Consider the following 18,020-nt stretch of genomic DNA (forward strand, 5'->3'; position numbering starts at 1 on the left):
GCCTTGCCATGGCCTCGCCAGCCTACCCTCTCTTCTTCAAAAAATGTGGCGTCGCCGCCGCCGTGGCGGGCCTGCTCGGCCTGGCCGGCTGCCAATCCTGGAACGCCCGGGACAGCCTGCCGCCGACCTCCGGCGTGCAGCCGATCAAGGGCCTGGCACAGAACGTTTCGGTGCGCCGCAACAGCCTGGGCATGCCGCTGATCGAAAGCAGCAGCTTCCATGACGCCCTGTTCACCCTGGGTTATGTCCACGCCAGCGACCGTATCACCCAGATGGTCACCCTGCGCCTGCTGGCCCAGGGCCGCCTGGCCGAGATGAACGGCGCCCAGGCCCTGGATACCGACCGGTTCATGCGCGCGGTCAACCTGAAGAAAAGCGCCGGCGAGCTGTACAACGCCGCCTCGCCACGCCTCAAGCGTTTCTTCGAAGTCTACGCGCGGGGCGTCAACGCCTACCTGTTCCGCTACCGCGACAAGCTGCCGCCGGATCTGGCCAGCACCGGCTACCTGCCCGAATACTGGAAGCCGGAAGATTCCGCACTGATTTTCTGCCTGCTGAACTTCCAGCTGTCGGCCAACCTGCCGGAAGAGATCTCCTCGCTGGTCATCGCCCAGAAAGTCGGAATCGACAAACTCGCCTGGCTGACCCCGACCGCTCCCGACGAACCGCTGCCACAGGCCGAGGCGGACAAGCTCAAGGGCGTGGCCCTGAGCCAGATCGCCGGGCTGGCCGCGGTCGACAAGGCTTCGGCGCAAGTCAGCGCGCTGAACGGTTTCGGCGCCGGCACCTCGACCAACTGGGCCATCGCCCCGCAGCGCAGCCGCAGCGGCAAGAGCCTGCTGGCCGCCGATCTGCAGCAACCGACCAACGCCAGCGCCGCCTGGAACTACGTGCAGATCCGCGCGCCCAAGTACCAGGCCGCCGGCCTCTCGGTCGCCGGCCTGCCGGCCATCCTCAGCGGTTTCAACGGCAAGGTCGCCTGGAGCCTGGCGGCGGTACCGGGCGACAGCCAGGACCTGTTCCTCGAGAAGCTCAAGCGCCAGGGCAACGCCCTGTACTACGAAGCCGACGGCAAATGGCTGCCGGCGCTCGTGCGCAACGAAACCTACTTCATCAAGGGCCAGCGCTCGATCCGCGAGACCGTCTACGAAACCCGCCACGGCCCGCTGCTCAACAGCGCCCTGGGCGATGCACCGCTGGCCGGCGGTTATGGCCTGGCCCTGCAGACCGCGCCGCTCAAGGACGACAGGAGCCTCGACGCGTTCTTCGACCTGTCCCGCGCCCAGAACGCCGAGAAAGCCTCCGACGCCAGCCGGGAAATCCGCGCCATCGCCCTGAACATGATCTTCGCCGACGCCAGCAACATCGGCTGGCAGGTCACCGGCCGCTACCCGAACCGTCGCGAAGGCGAAGGCCTGTTGCCGTCGCCGGGCTGGGACAGCCGCTTCGACTGGGACGGTTATGCCGACGCGATGCTCCACCCCTACGACCAGACCCCGCCGCAAGGCTGGCTCGGCACCGCCAACCAGCGCACGGCGGCCAAGGGCTACGGCATGCAGTTGTCCAACTCCTGGTACTACCCGGAGCGTGGCGAACGCCTGGCGCAACTGGCCAGCGCCGGCAAGCAGGACAGCCGCAGCACCATCGCCATGCAGTACGACCAGAGCACCACCTTCGCCGACAAGCTGAAGCGGATGTTCGAGGCTCCGGGCATGGCCCAGCCCCTCAAGCAGGCCATCGACGCCCTGCCCGAGGCCGAACGCGCCAAGGCGCGGGAAGCCCTCAGCCGGCTGATGGCGTTCGATGGCAGACTCAGCCCGGTTTCGGCCGACGCCGCGCTGTACGAGCTGTTCCTGCAGGAAAGCATGAAGCAGATCTTCCTCGACAAGCTCGGCCCGGAGAACGGCCCGGCATGGCAGGCCTTCATCGCCAACGGCCGGCTGTCCTACTCGGCCCAGGCCGATCACCTGCTGGGGCGCGAAGACAGCCCGTTCTGGGATGACAGCCGCACCCCGCAGAAGGAAGACAAGCCGGCGATCCTCGCCCGTAGCCTGGCGGCGGCGATCAGCGCCGGCGACAGCCAGTTGGGCGGCGACCGCAAGGCCTGGCAATGGGGCAAGCTGCACCGTCTCGAATGGAAGAACGCCAGCGGCCAGAGCCTGCGTGGCCCGGTTCAGGTCGGTGGCGATCACACCACCCTGAACACCACGGCCTACCTGTGGGGCGGTAGCGACTTCGAGACCATCCTGGCGCCGGCCGTGCGGATGATCGTTGACTTCGGCCAGCTCGAACCGATGACCGGCCAGCAGAGCCCGGGCCAGTCCGGCAACCCGGCCAGCCCTTACTACGCCAATGGCCTCGATGCCTGGCTGAAGGCCCAGTACGTCAGTTTCCCGATGCAGCCGCAGAACCTCGACAAGGCCTACGGCAGCAGTCGCCTGACCCTGACACCGGGCAAGTAGCGCCAGCCCTTCGCGGATGATATCGGGGTGCCGGATCGCCGGCCCCCCGGCTCATCCACGAGTACGCCCGCAGGGTCCCCCTCGGGCTACCCGGCTCCCAAAGCCACTCTCCCCAGGACCGGGAACGTTCTCACTTGCGGGATTTTTCGCACCAATAGAGTGCGCCAGTTTTTTGCTGCCCGATTTCGGGCATGATGAGCTGGCTTGTAGCCATATTCCTACCTTTTGAAACGCTTGTTCGGGACTATGGTTCGGAAATTGCTACTTTTATCCGGTCATACGCGTTCCAGTAACAGTACTTAGTGCGCCACAAGCGCTCATTCTGGTCTTCAGGGATTAAATAATGAAAAAAGCATTGCTGACCCTTTCCGCACTGGCTCTCTGCATGGGCGCAGGCTCCGCCATGGCCAAGGAATACAAGGAACTGCGCTTCGGCGTGGACCCGTCCTACGCGCCCTTCGAATCCAAGGCCGCTGACGGCAGCCTGGTCGGCTTCGACATCGACCTGGGCAACGCCATCTGCGCCGAGCTGAAAGTCAAATGCAAATGGGTCGAAAGCGACTTCGACGGCATGATTCCAGGCCTCAATGCCAACAAGTTCGACGGTGTGATCTCGTCGATGACCGTGACCGAAACCCGCCAGAAAGCCATCGACTTCTCCAGCGAGCTGTTCTCCGGCCCGACCTCCCTGGTGTTCAAGAAAGGGGCGAACTACTCCACCCCCGAATCCCTCAAGGGCAAGACCGTGGGCTACGAGCAAGGCACCATCCAGGAAGCCTACGCCAAGGCCGTGCTGGACAAGGCCGGGGTAACCACCAAGGCCTACGCCAACCAGGACCAGGTCTACGCCGACCTGACTTCCGGCCGTCTCGACGCCTCGGTACAGGACATGCTCCAGGCCGAACTGGGCTTCCTGAAGTCGCCAGCCGGCGCCGGCTACGAAGTCAGCAAGGCGATCGACGATCCGCTGCTGCCATCGAAAACCGCGATCGGTATCAAAAAAGGTAACAAGGACCTCAAGGCTCTGCTGGACAAAGGTATCGAAGCGTTACACAAGGACGGCAAATACGCCGAAATCCAGAAGAAGCACTTTGGCGACCTGAATCTGTATAGCGGGAAGTGATCCCCTGGGCGCCCCCTGCAAAAGGGGGCGCTTTCTTGACGGCCAAAGGCACACGTTCATGTTCGACAACCTCCTGCACACCCTGGGGCTCTCCGCCTTCAGCTTGAAGGGCTTCGGCCCGATCCTGCTGCAAGGCACCTGGATGACCATCAAATTATCGATACTGTCGCTGCTGGTGAGCGTGCTGCTCGGCCTGCTCGGCGCCAGTGCCAAGCTTTCCAGCATCGGCCTGCTGCGCCTGCCGGCGCAGATCTACACCACGCTGATCCGCGGGGTACCCGACCTGGTACTGATGCTGCTGATCTTCTACAGCCTGCAAACCTGGCTCTCCAGCCTGACCGATGCGATGGACTGGGAATACATCGAGATCGACCCGTTCGCCGCCGGGGTCATCACCCTGGGTTTCATCTACGGCGCCTATTTCACCGAAACCTTCCGTGGCGCGATTCTCGCCGTGCCGCGCGGACAGCTCGAAGCCGCCACCGCCTACGGTCTCACCCGGGCCCAGCGCTTTCGCTTCGTGACCTTCCCGCAGATGATGCGCTTCGCCCTGCCGGGAATCGGCAACAACTGGATGGTGATCCTCAAGGCCACCGCGCTGGTTTCGATCATCGGCCTGGCCGACCTGGTCAAGGCCGCCCAGGATGCGGGCAAGAGCACCTATCAACTGTTCTACTTCCTGGTGCTCGCCGCCCTGATCTACCTGCTGATCACCAGTGCCTCGAACTATGTCCTGCGCTGGCTTGAACGGCGCTATGCCGCCGGTGCCCGGGAGGCCGTGCGATGATCGAACTGCTCGAACAATACTGGCGCCCGTTCCTCTACAGCGACGGCCAGCACATCACCGGCCTGGCCATGACCCTGTGGTTGCTCAGCGCCTCGATCTTCATCGGTTTCCTGCTGTCGATCCCGCTGTCGATCGCCCGGGTCTCGCCCAAGCGCCGCATCCGCTGGCCGGTGGAGTTCTACACCTACCTGTTCCGCGGCACGCCGCTGTATATCCAGTTGCTGATCTGCTACACAGGGATCTACAGCCTGGAGGCCGTACGCAACCAGCCGTTGCTCAACTCGTTCTTCCGCGATGCGATGAACTGCACCATCCTCGCCTTCGCCCTGAACACCTGCGCCTACACCACGGAGATCTTCGCCGGGGCGATCCGCAGCATGAACCATGGCGAGGTCGAGGCGGCCAAGGCCTATGGCCTCACCGGCTGGAAGCTCTACGCCTACGTGATCATGCCGTCGGCCCTGCGCCGCTCGCTGCCGTACTACAGCAACGAAGTGATCCTGATGCTGCACTCGACCACGGTGGCCTTCACCGCGACCATTCCCGATATCCTGAAGATCGCCCGGGACGCCAACTCGGCGACCTACATGACCTTCCAGTCGTTCGGCATCGCCGCGGTGATCTACCTGGCGATCACCTTCACCCTGGTCGGCCTGTTCCGGCTGGCCGAACGCCGCTGGCTGGCCTTCCTCGGCCCGGCCCACTAGGACTTGCCCATGCGTCATGTCACTCATGACCTGCTGGCGCCCGTACCGGGTACCGCACGTCAGATCCACAGTTTCCACTTCGGCCCGGAACAGGCCGAACGCAAGGTCTATATCCAGTCTTCGCTGCACGCCGACGAACTGCCCGGCATGCTGGTCGCCTGGCACCTCAAGCAGCGCCTGGCCGAGCTGGAGCAGGCCGGCCGCCTGCGGGGCGAGATCGTGCTGGTACCGGTGGCCAACCCGATCGGCCTGGAACAGGTGCTGATGGACGTGCCCCTGGGACGCTACGAGCTGGAAAGCGGGCAGAACTTCAACCGCTGGTTCGTCGACCTCAGCGAGGAGATCGGCAACCGCGTCGAGCCCCTGCTCAACGATGATCCGCGACACAACCTGTGGCTGATCCGGCGCGAACTGAAGACGGCGCTGGCGGCGGAGGTCCCGGCCACCCAACTGCAATCCCAGCGACTGGCACTGCAACGGATCGCCTGCGATGCCGACATGGTGCTCGACCTGCATTGCGACTTCGAGGCCGTCACCCACCTGTACACCACGCCCGAGGCCTGGCCGCAGGTCGAGCCGCTGGCCCGCTATATCGGTTCCGAGGCCAGCCTGCTGGCGACCGACTCCGGCGGCCAGTCCTTCGACGAGTGTTTCACCCTGCTCTGGTGGGACCTGCAGCAACGCTTCGGCGAGCGCTTCGCGATGCCCATGGGCAGCTTTTCGGTGACCGTCGAATTGCGCGGCCAGGGTGATGTCACCCACCCGCTGGCGAGCCAGGACTGCCAGGCGATCCTCGACTACCTGAGCCACTTCGGGGTGATCGAAGGCGAGATCGCGCCACTGCCGGCACTGCGTTATCCGGCAACGCCGCTGGCCGGGGTCGAACCGGTAGCCACGCCATTCGGCGGCCTGCTGGTATTCCATGCCCTGCCGGGCCAATACCTGGCAGCCGGGCAACTGATCGCCGAAGTCATCGACCCGATCAACGACCGGGTCACCCCTGTTCACAGCGCCACCGCGGGCCTGCTCTATGCCCGTTCGCTGCGCCGCATGGCGACCGCCGGCATGGTCATCGCCCATGTCGCCGGCCACGAAGCCTATCGCAGCGGCTATCTACTTTCTCCTTGAGGTACCCATGTACAAACTGACCATTGAAGGCCTGCACAAGAGCTATGGCAACCACGAGGTGCTCAAGGGCGTCTCGCTCAAGGCCAGGACGGGCGATGTGATCAGCCTGATCGGCGCCAGCGGTTCGGGCAAGAGCACCTTCCTGCGCTGCATCAACTTCCTGGAAACGCCCAACGACGGTGCCATGACCCTGGACGGCCAGGCGATCCGCATGGTCAGCGACCGGAACGGCATGCGCGTCGCCGACGAAGCCGAGTTGCAACGCATCCGTACCCGCCTGGCGATGGTGTTCCAGCACTTCAACCTGTGGAGCCACATGAGCGTGCTGGAAAACATCACCATGGCGCCGCGCCGGGTGCTGGGCGTCGATCGCAAGGAGGCCGAGGACCGGGCCCGCCGCTACCTGGACAAGGTCGGCCTGCCGGCGCGGGTCGCCGAGCAGTACCCGGCGTTTCTCTCCGGTGGTCAGCAACAGCGGGTGGCAATCGCCCGGGCGCTGGCGATGGAACCGGAAGTGATGCTGTTCGACGAGCCGACCTCGGCGCTCGACCCGGAACTGGTGGGCGAAGTGCTGAAGGTGATCCAGGGGCTGGCCGAGGAAGGCCGGACGATGATCATGGTCACCCACGAAATGAGCTTTGCCCGCAAGGTATCGAGCCAGGTGCTGTTCCTGCACCAGGGGCTGGTGGAGGAGCAGGGAGCCCCCGAGGACGTGCTGGGCAACCCGCAGAGCGAGCGGCTGCGGCAGTTCCTCAGCGGTAACCTCAAGTAATTGCGCAAGGCCTGAGGGCCTGTTCGCGGGCAAGCCACGCTCCTACAGGGGTTGCTGCCATGCCCGGAATACGTGTACGGCGCAATACTGTAGGAGCGTGGCTTGCCCGCGAAGAGGCCATCACGCTCTGCCTCAGTTATGGGCGGCCTGCCATGGGTAGGCCAGCCACTTCTGCATGCGCTTGGCGAACCGCCCGCTTTCCATGTCCTGGTGCAACCACTGGTCAACGTACTGTTTAAGCACGATGTCCCGTGGCAACAGCACCGCCTTCTCGGAAAAATCGAACGGCTGGTCCGGATGCACCGCGCATAACTGCGGGTGCAGCTTCTCCTGCAGGCGTGTCTCCACCGCGTCGGTCATCATCAGGTCCGCCTTGCCGTCGACGATCTGCTGGAAGATGGTGACGTTGTCGTCATGCACGACGATCCGCGCCTGTTTCAGGTTGGCCCGGGCGAATTTCTCGTTGGTGCCTCCCGGATTGACGATGGCCGTCACCTGCGGCTGGTCGATCTGTTCCAGGGTCTGGAAGGCCTGCTGGCGGGAGCACAGGGTGATCGGTGTCTTGCCATCACGCTGGTAAGGCTGTGAAAAAAATGCCTTTCTCTGGCGCTCCATGTTCACCGAGATGCCACTGATCGCCAGGTCGAAGTGGTCCGCCTGCAAATCGTTCATCAGCGTCGGCCAGGTCGTCGGCACCAACTGCAGCTTCGCCCCCATCGATTGCGCCAGCTCCTGTGCCAGCTCGATGTCCAGGCCGATGAAATGCTCGCCACTCTTGTAGCTGAAGGGCTTGTAGTCACCCGTGGTGCCGACTCGCAGTACACCCTGCTGGATGATCCGGTCGAGCCGACCGACCACCTGCACCGGCGCAGCATCCTGCGCCAGCTCGGCAGCCTCGGCCAACGGGGTGGCGACCAGCAGCGCCGACAGCAGGAGCCGGGAAAATCCCAGGGGAATGGAAAACGTCATGGGCAGCCCTTCTTATTGTCTGATATCCGTGAGTGCGCGTTGATGGCACTGGCGCAGACTACCTGCAAGGACTGAAACAGGCGACCCCTGGACGGCACGCGGCCGTCCAGTCGGGCACGGATCAGGCGACCGGAGCCGGTGGTGGCTCGTCGGGCAGCACCGGTTCACCCGGTTCGGTGGGCTGTTCGTTGGGGGTATCGGGATCCGGCTGGCCGGGAATCCCACCGGCCAGGCTCTGTGGATGGGCGAGCAATGACCAGGCCAGCAGGCCCACTTGATTGGGTTCCAGTCTTGCCAGTTCGGCACTGATGCTTGGATCGATCTTCATGGGTGACTCCTGGGCGAAATGGCCCGGCCAGCCTTGCGCCAACCAGGACGGTACACTCTGTAGAGTGCACCGGCGCCCAGGAATTCCCTCGGACTGGCCGCCCTTCGTCAGGTGCGCGGCAGGGTCACGCCACGCTGGCCCTGATACTTGCCGCCGCGGTCCTTGTAGGAGACTTCGCACTCCTCGTCGGACTCCAGGAACAGCATCTGCGCCACGCCTTCATTGGCGTAGATCTTCGCCGGCAGGGTGGTGGTGTTGGAGAACTCGAGGGTCACGTGGCCTTCCCACTCCGGTTCCAGCGGGGTCACGTTGACGATGATCCCGCAGCGCGCGTAGGTGCTCTTGCCCAGGCAGATGGTCAGCACGTTGCGTGGAATGCGGAAATACTCGACGGTACGGGCCAGGGCGAAGGAGTTCGGCGGGATGATGCAGACATCGCTCTTGATATCGACGAAGCTGCCGGCGTCGAAGTTCTTCGGATCGACGGTCGCCGAGTTGATGTTGGTGAACACCTTGAACTCGTCGGCGCAACGCACGTCGTAGCCATAGCTCGATACGCCGAAGGAAATCAGCCGATCGGCGCCTTCGCCACGCATCTGGCGCTCGACGAAGGGTTCGATCATGCCGTGCTCTTGCGCCATGCGGCGAATCCACTTGTCCGATTTGATGCTCATGGCGGGTGTCCTGAATAGCGAGGTGGAGAAATTCTGCCCGGCATCTTACCGGGGCGCATCGCCCGGTTCAAAGTCCGGGGCTCGATTTGCCACAAAATAGCTGCCCCGGATCCCCCCGCCAAACCCCGCAAAAACCTTTGTGGCGGGCGCCTGCTGGCCGGCCGGGACACCGTCAGTCACGAAATAGGCGAAACCTTGGCAAAGACCATTGGCACGTTCTGGAAAAAGGGTTAAGGTGGCATCACTGTGCTGCTTGTGTCACTGAGAATCTCTCCACGATGTTGAATTTCGATCCAACCATCTCCAAGAATTTTTCCTGCTCTTTGCACTCAGTCTCGGCCAGGGCGTTTCCTGAGCCGCAGTTAACTTTGTCCAAGGAGACATCAAATGTCTAACCGCCAAACCGGTACCGTCAAGTGGTTCAACGATGAAAAAGGCTTCGGCTTCATCACCCCACAATCCGGTGACGACCTGTTCGTACACTTCAAAGCTATCAAGGCTGACGGTTTCAAGACCCTGAAAGAAGGCCAGCAGGTTTCTTTCGTCGCTACCCGCGGCCAGAAAGGCATGCAAGCTGAAGAAGTAGAAGTTATCTAACTTCTGTTGATTCAGTAGAAAGCCCCGCTCTCTGACGAGATGCGGGGCTTTTTTGTGCCCGGATGTTTTCCCGGGCCGCGCCGAAAGCTGCTTGTGCTGGGCGGACAGCCCGGCACAAGCAACCCTACCGGTCAGTCGTCGCTGATGGTGATGTTCGGCAACGCCTGGCTTGCCGCTTCCTGCAGCACGATCCGCGCGCCCACATGGCGCGCCAGTTCCTGATAGACCATGGCGATCTGCCCATCCGGCTCGGCCGCCACGGTCGGCTTGCCGCCGTCGGCCTGCTCGCGGATGACCATCGACAACGGCAGCGAGGCCAGCAACTCGACGCCGTACTGCGAAGCCAGCTTCTCGCCACCGCCCTCGCCGAACAGGTGCTCGGCATGGCCACAGTTCGAGCAGATGTGCACCGCCATGTTTTCCACCACACCCAGCACCGGAATGTTCACCTTGCGGAACATCTCCACGCCCTTCTTCGCATCGAGCAGAGCCAGGTCCTGCGGAGTGGTGACGATCACCGAGCCGGCCACCGGGACCTTCTGCGCCAGGGTCAGCTGGATATCGCCGGTGCCCGGCGGCATGTCGATCACCAGGTAGTCCAGGTTGCCCCAGTCGGTCTGGGTCACCAGTTGCAGCAGGGCGCCGGAGACCATCGGCCCACGCCAGACCATCGGCGTGTTGTCATCGGTCAGGAAGGCCATGGACATGACTTCCACGCCCAGCGATTCGATCGGCACGAACCACTTCTGCTCCTTGATTTTCGGCCGGGTGCCTTCGGCGATCCCGAACATCACGCCCTGGCTCGGGCCGTAGATATCCGCATCGAGAATCCCCACCCGGGCCCCTTCGCGGGCCAGCGCCAGGGCCAGGTTGGCGGCGGTGGTCGACTTGCCCACCCCGCCCTTGCCGGACGCCACCGCCACCACGTTCTTCACGTTGGCCAGCCCCGGGATCTGCGCCTGGGCCTTGTGGGCGGCAATCACGCAGTCGATCTCGACCCTGGCAGAGGCCACGCCGTCCAGGCCTTCGATAGCCAGTTGCAGCATCTGCGCCCAGCCGTTCTTGAACAGCCCGGCGGCATAACCCAGTTCGAGGCGGACGCTGACGCGGTCGGCCTGGATGTCGATGGCCTTCACGCACCCGGCGCTGAGCGGGTCCTGATTCAGATAAGGATCGGTGTACTGGCGAAGGACGGCCTCCACCGCTGCGCGATTGACTGCGCTCATGGGCAACTCCCGAAAAAGGCTGAGTGAAACAGACGGCTATCGTAACCGTTCTGGGCCGATGCGACATGCCAGACATTGATTTGTCGCGACTACGAGGGGGAAACCGCCACAGGTGAAATATATTTCCCGGCGCTTTATAGTGTCCGGTCTCCGTTTCACTTCAAGTAGCCGAGCCCCATGTCCGAGCCACGCCAGATTCTCGTCACCAGCGCCCTGCCCTATGCCAATGGTTCCATCCACCTCGGCCACATGGTCGAGTATGTCCAGACCGACATGTGGGTGCGTTTCCAGAAGCACCGCGGCAACCAATGCATCTATGTCTGCGCTGACGACGCCCATGGCTCGGCCATCATGCTGCGTGCCGAGAAGGAAGGCATCACGCCGGAACAGCTGATCGCCAACGTCCAGCTCGAACACAGCAGCGACTTCGCCGACTTCCTGGTCGACTTCGACAACTTCCACTCGACCCACGCCGAGGAGAACCGCGAGCTGTCGACGCAGATCTACCTGCGCCTGCGCGACGCGGGGCACATCGCCAACCGGGCGATCACCCAGTATTTCGACCCGGAAAAGCAGATGTTCCTGGCCGACCGCTTCATCAAGGGCACCTGCCCGAAATGCGGCACCGAGGACCAGTATGGCGACAACTGCGAAAAATGCGGCGCCACCTACGCCCCGACCGACCTGAAGGATCCGAAGTCGGCGATTTCCGGCGCCACGCCGGTACTGAAGGAATCCCAGCACTTCTTCTTCAAGCTGCCGGACTTCCAGGCCATGCTGCAAGGCTGGACCCGCAGCGGCACGCTGCAGGATGCCGTGGCGAACAAGATCGCCGAATGGCTGGACAGCGGCCTGCAGGAGTGGGACATCTCCCGCGACGCGCCATACTTCGGCTTCGAGATCCCGGATGAGCCGGGCAAGTACTTCTACGTGTGGCTGGACGCACCGATCGGCTACATGGCCAGCTTCAAGAATCTCTGCGCCCGCCGTCCGGAACTGGACTTCGACGCGTTCTGGGGCAAGGACTCCAAGGCCGAGCTGTACCACTTCATCGGCAAGGACATCGTCAACTTCCACGCCCTGTTCTGGCCGGCGATGCTCGAAGGCGCGGGCTACCGCAAGCCTACCGGGATCAACGTGCACGGCTACCTGACCGTCAACGGCCAGAAGATGTCCAAGTCCCGCGGCACCTTCATCAAGGCCCGGACCTACCTCGACCACCTGTCGCCCGAGTACCTGCGCTACTACTACGCGTCCAAGCTGGGCAAGGGCGTCGACGACCTCGACCTGAACCTCGACGACTTCGTGCAGAAGGTCAACTCGGACCTGGTCGGCAAGGTGGTGAACATCGCCAGCCGTTGCGCCGGTTTCATCCACAAGGGCAACGCCGGTGTGCTGGTCGCGGGCGATGCCGCTCCCGAGCTGACCGAGGCCTTCCGCGCTGCGGCCCCGAGCATCGCCGATGCCTACGAGAGCCGCGACTTCGCCCGCGCCATGCGCGAGATCATGGCCCTGGCCGACCGCGCCAACGCCTGGATCGCCGACAAGGCGCCATGGGCCCTGGCCAAGCAGGAAGGCAAGCAGGATGAAGTCCAGGCCGTCTGCGCCGCGGGTATCAACCTGTTCCGCCAGTTGATCATCTTCCTCAAGCCGGTGCTGCCGCTGCTGGCCGCCGATGCCGAGGCGTTCCTCAACGTCCCGCCGCTGACCTGGAACGATCACGCCAACCTGCTGGCCAACCATCAACTGAACGCGTTCAAGCCGTTGATGACCCGTATCGACCCGGCAAAAGTGCAGGCGATGACCGACGCTTCGAAGGAAGATCTCGCCGCCAGCCAGACCGACACCGGCAGCGCCGCGCCGAAGGGCAACGGCGAACTGGCCAAGGACCCGCTGTCGCCGGAGATCGAATTCGACACGTTCGCCGCGGTCGACCTGCGCGTCGCGCTGATCGTCAAGGCCGAGGCGGTCGAGGGTGCGGACAAGCTGCTGCGCCTGACCCTGGACATCGGTGACGAACAGCGCAACGTGTTCTCCGGAATCAAGAGCGCCTACCCGAATCCGGCCGAGCTGGAAGGTCGCCTGACCATGATGATCGCCAACCTCAAGCCGCGCAAAATGCGTTTCGGCATCTCCGAGGGCATGGTCATGGCCGCAGGCCCCGGCGGCGAGGAAATCTACCTGCTGAGCCCGGACAGCGGTGCCAAGCCTGGCCAGCGGATCAAGTAACGCTGTCCTGCCTGACCTCGCGGGCCACGATCTTCGTGGCCCGCGACGTTTCATAGCTAGTACGGCCCGTTCGCTTGCCGGATAATTCACGCCATACGCTTGCCCGGCACGATCAATGACCGACCTCCTTCTCACCCTCGTCAGCGCCGCCCTGATCAACAACGTCGTGTTGCACTGGCCGCTGGGCGTCGATCCGTTGCTGCAGGACACCCGGGGCGAGCGCCGCCGGCTGCATGCCCTGGGCATCGCCACCACCTGGGTGATGCTGGTCGCCACCCTGCTGAACCATGGCCTCTATCACCTGGTATTGCTGCCGCTGCAGTTGGGCGCCTTGCAAGTATTGGTGTTCCTGCCCGTCAGCTTCGCCCTGATCGGCCCGAGCCTGAAGCTGCTGGCGCGCTGGCTGCCCGGCCTGCCGTTCGAACGGCTGTGGCCGCTGCTGCTGACCAACGCCGGCATTCTCGGCGTGGCCCTGATCGCCACGCAGGACGACCACGGCCCAGGGCAGGCGGCGCTGTCGAGCCTGGGTGGCGGCCTGGGTTTCTGGCTGGTCCTGGTCCTGTTCCACGACCTGCGCCGGCGTACCTATCATGAAGAAGTGCCCCTGCCGTTTCGCGGGCTGCCGATCGAACTGATCAGCGCCGGCCTCATGGCCCTGGCCTTTCTCGGTTTCAACGGACTGTTCAAGTCATGAGTCTGATTCAACACATCGACGCGCTGCTGCCGCAGACCCAATGCGGCAAATGCGGCCACCAGGGCTGCAAACCCTACGCCGAAGGCATCGCCAACGGTGAAGCGATCAACAAATGCCCGCCGGGCGGCAGTGAAACCATCGCCGCCCTGGCCAGCCTGTTGCGCGTACCGGTCCTGGAACTGGATACGGAACGCGGCACCGCACCGGCCCAGGTCGCGTTCATCCGCGAAGCCGAGTGCATCGGCTGCACCAAGTGCATCCAGGCCTGCCCGGTGGACGCCATCGTCGGTGCCGCCAAGCTGATGCACACGGTCATCCTCGACGAATGCACCGGTTGCGATCTGTGCGTGGCGCCCTGTCCGGTGGACTGCATCGAAATGCGCCCGCTGCCGGCCAATGTCGTCCCCATTATCGGCGGGTTGGCCCATGACGCCGGGCAACAGCAGGCTCGCAGCGAAAAACGCGCCCGCGCCCGGCGCCGCTTCGACCGGCACAACGCCCGGCTGCAGGGCGAGGAACAACGACGCAATGCCGAGCGCCAGGCCAGGGCGGCGCGCCCGGCGCAAACCGACCACACGGCGAACGATCCGGTCAAGGCCGCCCTGGAACGGGTCAAGGCGCAAAAGGCCCTGGACTCCGATGCCGCGCTGAAAAAGGCCAGGATCGACGTGGCCATGAGCCGTGCGCAATTGAACAAATCCCTGAAGGCCTTCGGCCATCCACCGACTGCCGAGCAGGCCGCACAACTGGTGGTGCTGCAGCAACAGTTCGAAGCCGCGGAGCTGGCCCTTGCCCGCCTGGAAAGCGCCGCTGCCGCCAACCCGGCGCCCGCGATGCCCCAGGATGCCGAACTCAAGCGCGCCAAGATCCAGTTGGCCATGCGCCGCGCCGAGCTGAAGAAGGCCGAGGCGAATGCGGCGCCAGCCGAGCAGGTCGCCCTCCTCAGCGCCGCGCTCGCACAGGCCGAGCGCGACCTGCATGCCGCCGAGGATGCCTCCGGGAAGCCCGCCCCCGATCTGGTTCGTATCGAAAAAAGGCCGATCGATCAGCAGCTCAGGGCCCTTAAAACTGAACTGGCCTATGCCCGTGCCGAACTTGGCAAACTGCAGCGCCGCCCTGATACCTCGGCACAGGCGCTGAGTGACGCCCAACGCAGGCTCGAGGAGGCCCAGCGCCAGGTCAATGCCCATGTTGCGCCCTGACCAGCCGGACAGGCGCATCCGGCAGGCCATGCAGTGGGTGCTGCTCGCCACGTTGCCCGGCGCGCTGGTGCTGTTCGGGCTGTATGGCTGGGGCGTGCCGATCAATCTGCTGCTGTGCGCGAGCACCGCACTGCTGACCGAAGCCGCTGTGCTGCGGCTGCGCGCACGTCCGCTGCGGCCCGCGTTGCAGGACGGCAGCGCGTTGGTCAGCGCCACCCTTCTCGGCCTGGCGCTGCCACCCTACGCGCCGTGGTGGCTGGCGGTGTTCGCCAGCGCTGGCGCCCTGCTGGCGGGCAAGCACCTGTACGGTGGCATCGGCAGGAATCCCTTCAACCCGGCGATGCTCGGTTATGCACTGGCGCTGGTGAGTTTCCCGCAGCCGATGACACACTGGCCGGCGCCCCATGGCCTGGACCTGCTCGGCGGCCTGCAGCAGGTATTCGGCCTGCATCTGCCCGGCCAGCCCGACGCCTGGGCCCAGGCGACCGCCCTCGACAGCCTGCGGCTCAATAAAAGCCTGACCATGGAAGAACTGTTCGCCAGCCATGCCGCTTTCGGCCGTTGGGGCGGCAAGGGCACCGAGTGGGTCAACCTGGCCTTTCTCGCCGGCGGCCTGTTGCTGTTGAAACAGAAGGTTTTCAGTTGGCATGCCCCGGTCGGGATGCTGGCGGGTCTGTTCCTCGCCAGCCTGATCGGCTGGAACGGCAGCGGTTCGGATTCCAACGGCTCGCCGCTGTTTCACCTGTTGAGCGGCGCGACCATGCTCGCAGCCTTCTTCATCGTCACCGAACCGGTCTCAGGCCCTTCTGGTGCCAGGGCCCGCCTGCTGTTTGGTGCCGGGGTCGGGCTGCTCACCTACCTTATCCGCACCTGGGGTGCATACCCCGATGGCGTGGCCTTCGCCGTGCTGTTGATGAACCTGGCGGTGCCGGCTGTGGAGCGCTGGTCGGTCCCTCGTGACGAGCGCAGCACGCCATGAACAGAACCGGCTCGCTGGTGATGGTGGTCGCCCTGGCAGCGCTGCTTGCGGGCCTGGTCTGGGAGCTGCAGCGACAGGTGACACCGCGCATCCAGGCGCAGCAACTGGCAGTCCAGACGCGAGCGCTGTCCCAGGTGCTCCCGCCCGGTGAATACGAGCGCCAGTCGCTGGCATTGGACGCCAGTGAGCTGGCCCATAGCAGCCTGACTCAAGGCTATCGGATGCGGCTGCACGGAAAGCCGGTGGCCATCGTGCTCCAGAGCAGAACCCGGGGTTACGGCGGGCCGCTCGAATTGCTGGTCGGTATCGACACGAACGGCAGACTGCTGGGCGTGAAAACCCTGTCGCAGCGGGAAACTCCCGGGCTGGGTGCCAGGATCGCCGAGGACGGCGGCGCCTGGCTGGGCACCTTTCTCGGCAAGTCACGCACGGATACTCCCGACACGGCGTGGAAGCTGAAAAGGGACGGTGGCCAGTTCGACCAGATGGCCGGTGCCACGATCACCTCGCGGGCGGCGGTCGATGCGACCCATGACGCCCTGCGCTACTTCGACGAGCACCGCGGGCAACTGCTGGGAGAGCCGGACCAATGAATAGAAGCACGCTGCTGCCCGGCTCATTGATGTTTGCCCCCCTGCTCGGAGCCAGCGACTCGCTGATCAAGGCCGCGTCCCTGTGGCTGGCAAGCCTGCTGGTGGCCGTACTCTATGGCGCATCGAGCCGCGCCCTGAAACCCTGGCTCAATCCAGGCCTGGCGTGGCCGGCGCAGGCCCTGCTCGCCGCTGCCAGCGCCAGCCTGGTCTCGCTGGGACTGCAGGTCTGGTCCTGGGAATTGCAGCAGGCCCTTGGCTTCTACCTGGCCCTGCTTGGCGTGCAATGCCTGGCGCTGGAACATCTGGGCTTTTTCCGCGCAGGCGGGTTGAGAGAGAATATTCATCTGTTCGCCGGCTTCGGCGCCCTGTCGATCTGCCTGGGGCTGCTGCGCGAACTGCTGGCGGACGGCACGCTGTTCGCCCACCTGCAATGGTGGATCGGCTCGGCGCCCCCAGAGCCTGTCAGGGTATTCGCCGCAGCGAGCGGCTTGCGCCTGGCCGGGCTGATGCCAGGGGCGTTTCTCCTGCTCGGTCTGCTGCTGGCCCTGAAACAAGCCTGGACCCTGCGTTCAACCTCACACCGAGTGCTTCCAAGGAAATGACTGCCCCATGAATGCCGCCAAACGCCTGGAAATTTTCCGTCGGCTCCACGAAGACAATCCGGAACCCAAGACCGAACTGGCGTACTCGTCACCGTTCGAGTTGCTGATTGCCGTGATTCTTTCCGCCCAGGCCACCGACGTCGGCGTGAACAAGGCGACGGCACGGCTGTACCCGGTCGCCAATACCCCCGAAGCGATCTACGCGCTGGGGGTCGAAGGGCTGTCCGAGTACATCAAGACCATCGGCCTGTATAACAGCAAGGCAAAAAACGTCATCGAAACCTGCCGACTGCTGATCGAGCTGCATGGCAGCGAGGTGCCGCAAACCCGTGAAGCCCTGGAGGCATTACCCGGGGTTGGCCGCAAGACCGCCAACGTGGTGCTCAATACCGCCTTCCGGCAGCCGACCATGGCGGTCGACACGCATATTTTCCGGGTCAGCAACCGCACGGGGCTGGCACCCGGGAAGAACGTGCTGGAAGTGGAAAAACAATTGATGAAATTCGTACCGAAACAATACCTGCTCGACTCCCATCATTGGCTGATCCTGCTCGGCCGCTACGTTTGCCAGGCCCGAAAGCCGCGCTGTGGCAGTTGCCGAATCGAGGATCTGTGCGAATACAAGCACAAGACATCCGACGATTGAGCCTCCATTACTATTATTGATAAGTCGATTGAAAAAATCTTTTTTACCCGATCGTTAATTATCGATATAAGGAGCGCCAACGGCAGTCTTAGCCCGGAGTTGACTTTATGAGTACCGATAAAGAAGCGCTGGATATAGAGGACGACCTGATGCAGGTCGATCCGGACGAAACGGAGCCTCAAGTAGAGGTGGCGAAGACCAATCTGAGCAAGCGTCGTACCATCGACAACCTGCTGGAAGAACGCCGCCTGCAAAAGCAGCTGGCTGATTACGATTTCGACCTGTAGTAACGAGCCCCTCCC

At 63.9% G+C, this 18,020-nt stretch carries 19 protein-coding genes; 15 read left to right on the forward strand and 4 right to left on the reverse strand.

All coding sequences use genetic code 11. From position 1 onward, the window contains the following. Positions 1–8: 8 nt before the first annotated feature. The 6 genes from PF66_RS00605 to PF66_RS00630 all read left to right on the forward strand — a co-directional run bounded on the left by PF66_RS00605 (position 9) and on the right by PF66_RS00630 (position 6,979). On the forward strand, positions 9–2,462 hold the full coding sequence (locus PF66_RS00605; RefSeq protein WP_054061652.1) for a penicillin acylase family protein: 2,454 nt from the start codon (positions 9–11) through the stop codon (positions 2,460–2,462). A 343-nt stretch (positions 2,463–2,805) separates the two neighbouring features. Continuing rightward, complete coding sequence (locus PF66_RS00610; RefSeq protein WP_054061653.1) at positions 2,806–3,585, forward strand: transporter substrate-binding domain-containing protein; 780 nt, start codon at positions 2,806–2,808, stop codon at positions 3,583–3,585. Between the two features lie 58 nt (positions 3,586–3,643). After that, the gene (locus PF66_RS00615) at positions 3,644–4,372 is read left to right on the forward strand and encodes an ABC transporter permease (RefSeq protein ID WP_054056618.1); all 729 of its coding nucleotides are present in this window, start codon (positions 3,644–3,646) and stop codon (positions 4,370–4,372) included. After that, entirely contained in the window at positions 4,369–5,079 is a 711-nt protein-coding gene (locus tag PF66_RS00620) for an ABC transporter permease (RefSeq protein WP_054056617.1), read from the forward strand. Before PF66_RS00615 ends, PF66_RS00620 begins: the two co-directional genes overlap by 4 nt. Before the next feature lie 9 nt (positions 5,080–5,088). Then, the gene (locus PF66_RS00625; protein ID WP_054061654.1) at positions 5,089–6,207 is read left to right on the forward strand and encodes a succinylglutamate desuccinylase/aspartoacylase family protein; all 1,119 of its coding nucleotides are present in this window, start codon (positions 5,089–5,091) and stop codon (positions 6,205–6,207) included. A 7-nt stretch (positions 6,208–6,214) separates the two neighbouring features. Continuing rightward, positions 6,215–6,979: an ABC transporter ATP-binding protein gene (locus PF66_RS00630; protein ID WP_054061655.1), complete on the forward strand. Its 765-nt coding sequence runs from the start codon at positions 6,215–6,217 to the stop codon at positions 6,977–6,979. 132 nt (positions 6,980–7,111) lie between these two features. Here the strand turns inward: PF66_RS00630 and PF66_RS00635 are convergent, their stop codons facing one another. From PF66_RS00635 to dcd, 3 genes are all read right to left on the reverse strand, one after another. Then, positions 7,112–7,936, reverse strand: coding sequence for a transporter substrate-binding domain-containing protein (locus PF66_RS00635; RefSeq protein ID WP_425357879.1), 825 nt, complete (start codon positions 7,934–7,936; stop codon positions 7,112–7,114). 133 nt (positions 7,937–8,069) lie between these two features. Further along, positions 8,070–8,276, reverse strand: a complete 207-nt coding sequence (locus tag PF66_RS00640) for a hypothetical protein (protein ID WP_054056613.1) — start codon at positions 8,274–8,276, stop codon at positions 8,070–8,072. Between the two features lie 107 nt (positions 8,277–8,383). Next, a complete protein-coding gene (gene dcd, locus PF66_RS00645) occupies positions 8,384–8,950 on the reverse strand; it encodes a dCTP deaminase (RefSeq protein ID WP_010445012.1) in 567 nt (188 codons plus the stop codon). Positions 8,951–9,337: 387 nt separating this feature from the next. Between dcd and PF66_RS00650 the strand changes: the two genes are divergently transcribed. Continuing rightward, entirely contained in the window at positions 9,338–9,547 is a 210-nt protein-coding gene (locus PF66_RS00650; RefSeq protein ID WP_054056612.1) for a cold-shock protein, read from the forward strand. 131 nt (positions 9,548–9,678) lie between these two features. Here the strand turns inward: PF66_RS00650 and apbC are convergent, their stop codons facing one another. Further along, complete coding sequence (gene apbC / locus PF66_RS00655) at positions 9,679–10,773, reverse strand: iron-sulfur cluster carrier protein ApbC (RefSeq protein ID WP_054056611.1); 1,095 nt, start codon at positions 10,771–10,773, stop codon at positions 9,679–9,681. Between the two features lie 177 nt (positions 10,774–10,950). Here apbC and metG point away from each other — a divergent pair, with 177 nt between their 5' ends. The 8 genes from metG to PF66_RS00695 all read left to right on the forward strand — a co-directional run bounded on the left by metG (position 10,951) and on the right by PF66_RS00695 (position 18,005). Then, positions 10,951–13,002, forward strand: a complete 2,052-nt coding sequence (gene metG, locus PF66_RS00660) for a methionine--tRNA ligase (RefSeq protein WP_054061657.1) — start codon at positions 10,951–10,953, stop codon at positions 13,000–13,002. A 115-nt stretch (positions 13,003–13,117) separates the two neighbouring features. Beyond that, positions 13,118–13,696 carry an electron transport complex protein RnfA gene (locus PF66_RS00665; RefSeq protein ID WP_054056609.1) on the forward strand — a complete coding sequence of 193 codons (579 nt, stop codon included), beginning with the start codon at positions 13,118–13,120 and terminating at the stop codon, positions 13,694–13,696. Continuing rightward, positions 13,693–14,898 (forward strand): electron transport complex subunit RsxB, encoded by a 1,206-nt coding sequence (rsxB, locus tag PF66_RS00670; RefSeq protein ID WP_054061658.1) that lies wholly within the window; start codon positions 13,693–13,695, stop codon positions 14,896–14,898. Before PF66_RS00665 ends, rsxB begins: the two co-directional genes overlap by 4 nt. Beyond that, positions 14,885–15,877 (forward strand): RnfABCDGE type electron transport complex subunit D, encoded by a 993-nt coding sequence (locus PF66_RS00675; protein ID WP_054061659.1) that lies wholly within the window; start codon positions 14,885–14,887, stop codon positions 15,875–15,877. The genes rsxB and PF66_RS00675 overlap by 14 nt, the downstream gene beginning before the upstream one ends. Further along, positions 15,874–16,470, forward strand: coding sequence for an RnfABCDGE type electron transport complex subunit G (locus PF66_RS00680; RefSeq protein ID WP_054057490.1), 597 nt, complete (start codon positions 15,874–15,876; stop codon positions 16,468–16,470). Before PF66_RS00675 ends, PF66_RS00680 begins: the two co-directional genes overlap by 4 nt. Further along, entirely contained in the window at positions 16,467–17,072 is a 606-nt protein-coding gene (locus PF66_RS00685) for an Rnf-Nqr domain containing protein (protein ID WP_054061660.1), read from the forward strand. Before PF66_RS00680 ends, PF66_RS00685 begins: the two co-directional genes overlap by 4 nt. A 7-nt stretch (positions 17,073–17,079) precedes the next feature. Beyond that, positions 17,080–17,718: an endonuclease III gene (gene nth / locus PF66_RS00690; protein WP_054061661.1), complete on the forward strand. Its 639-nt coding sequence runs from the start codon at positions 17,080–17,082 to the stop codon at positions 17,716–17,718. Positions 17,719–17,825: 107 nt separating this feature from the next. Then, complete coding sequence (locus tag PF66_RS00695; protein WP_054057487.1) at positions 17,826–18,005, forward strand: PA3496 family putative envelope integrity protein; 180 nt, start codon at positions 17,826–17,828, stop codon at positions 18,003–18,005. Positions 18,006–18,020 lie beyond the last annotated feature (15 nt).

Origin of the sequence: Pseudomonas asplenii (assembly GCF_001293465.1) — a bacterium.
Lineage (GTDB): Bacteria > Pseudomonadota > Gammaproteobacteria > Pseudomonadales > Pseudomonadaceae > Aquipseudomonas > Aquipseudomonas fuscovaginae_B.

Bases quoted from the DNA above. Each gene is read 5' to 3' on its own strand.
- PF66_RS00605 (WP_054061652.1), top strand. From the start codon at position 9: ATGGCCTCGCCAGCCTACCCTCTCTTCTTCAAAAAATGTGGCGTCGCC.
- PF66_RS00610 (WP_054061653.1), top strand. From the start codon at position 2,806: ATGAAAAAAGCATTGCTGACCCTTTCCGCACTGGCTCTCTGCATGGGC.
- PF66_RS00615 (WP_054056618.1), top strand. From the start codon at position 3,644: ATGTTCGACAACCTCCTGCACACCCTGGGGCTCTCCGCCTTCAGCTTG.
- PF66_RS00620 (WP_054056617.1), top strand. From the start codon at position 4,369: ATGATCGAACTGCTCGAACAATACTGGCGCCCGTTCCTCTACAGCGAC.
- PF66_RS00625 (WP_054061654.1), top strand. From the start codon at position 5,089: ATGCGTCATGTCACTCATGACCTGCTGGCGCCCGTACCGGGTACCGCA.
- PF66_RS00630 (WP_054061655.1), top strand. From the start codon at position 6,215: ATGTACAAACTGACCATTGAAGGCCTGCACAAGAGCTATGGCAACCAC.
- PF66_RS00640 (WP_054056613.1), bottom strand. From the start codon at position 8,276: ATGAAGATCGATCCAAGCATCAGTGCCGAACTGGCAAGACTGGAACCC.
- dcd (WP_010445012.1), bottom strand. From the start codon at position 8,950: ATGAGCATCAAATCGGACAAGTGGATTCGCCGCATGGCGCAAGAGCAC.
- PF66_RS00650 (WP_054056612.1), top strand. From the start codon at position 9,338: ATGTCTAACCGCCAAACCGGTACCGTCAAGTGGTTCAACGATGAAAAA.
- apbC (WP_054056611.1), bottom strand. From the start codon at position 10,773: ATGAGCGCAGTCAATCGCGCAGCGGTGGAGGCCGTCCTTCGCCAGTAC.
- metG (WP_054061657.1), top strand. From the start codon at position 10,951: ATGTCCGAGCCACGCCAGATTCTCGTCACCAGCGCCCTGCCCTATGCC.
- PF66_RS00665 (WP_054056609.1), top strand. From the start codon at position 13,118: ATGACCGACCTCCTTCTCACCCTCGTCAGCGCCGCCCTGATCAACAAC.
- rsxB (WP_054061658.1), top strand. From the start codon at position 13,693: ATGAGTCTGATTCAACACATCGACGCGCTGCTGCCGCAGACCCAATGC.
- PF66_RS00675 (WP_054061659.1), top strand. From the start codon at position 14,885: ATGTTGCGCCCTGACCAGCCGGACAGGCGCATCCGGCAGGCCATGCAG.
- PF66_RS00680 (WP_054057490.1), top strand. From the start codon at position 15,874: ATGAACAGAACCGGCTCGCTGGTGATGGTGGTCGCCCTGGCAGCGCTG.
- PF66_RS00685 (WP_054061660.1), top strand. From the start codon at position 16,467: ATGAATAGAAGCACGCTGCTGCCCGGCTCATTGATGTTTGCCCCCCTG.
- nth (WP_054061661.1), top strand. From the start codon at position 17,080: ATGAATGCCGCCAAACGCCTGGAAATTTTCCGTCGGCTCCACGAAGAC.
- PF66_RS00695 (WP_054057487.1), top strand. From the start codon at position 17,826: ATGAGTACCGATAAAGAAGCGCTGGATATAGAGGACGACCTGATGCAG.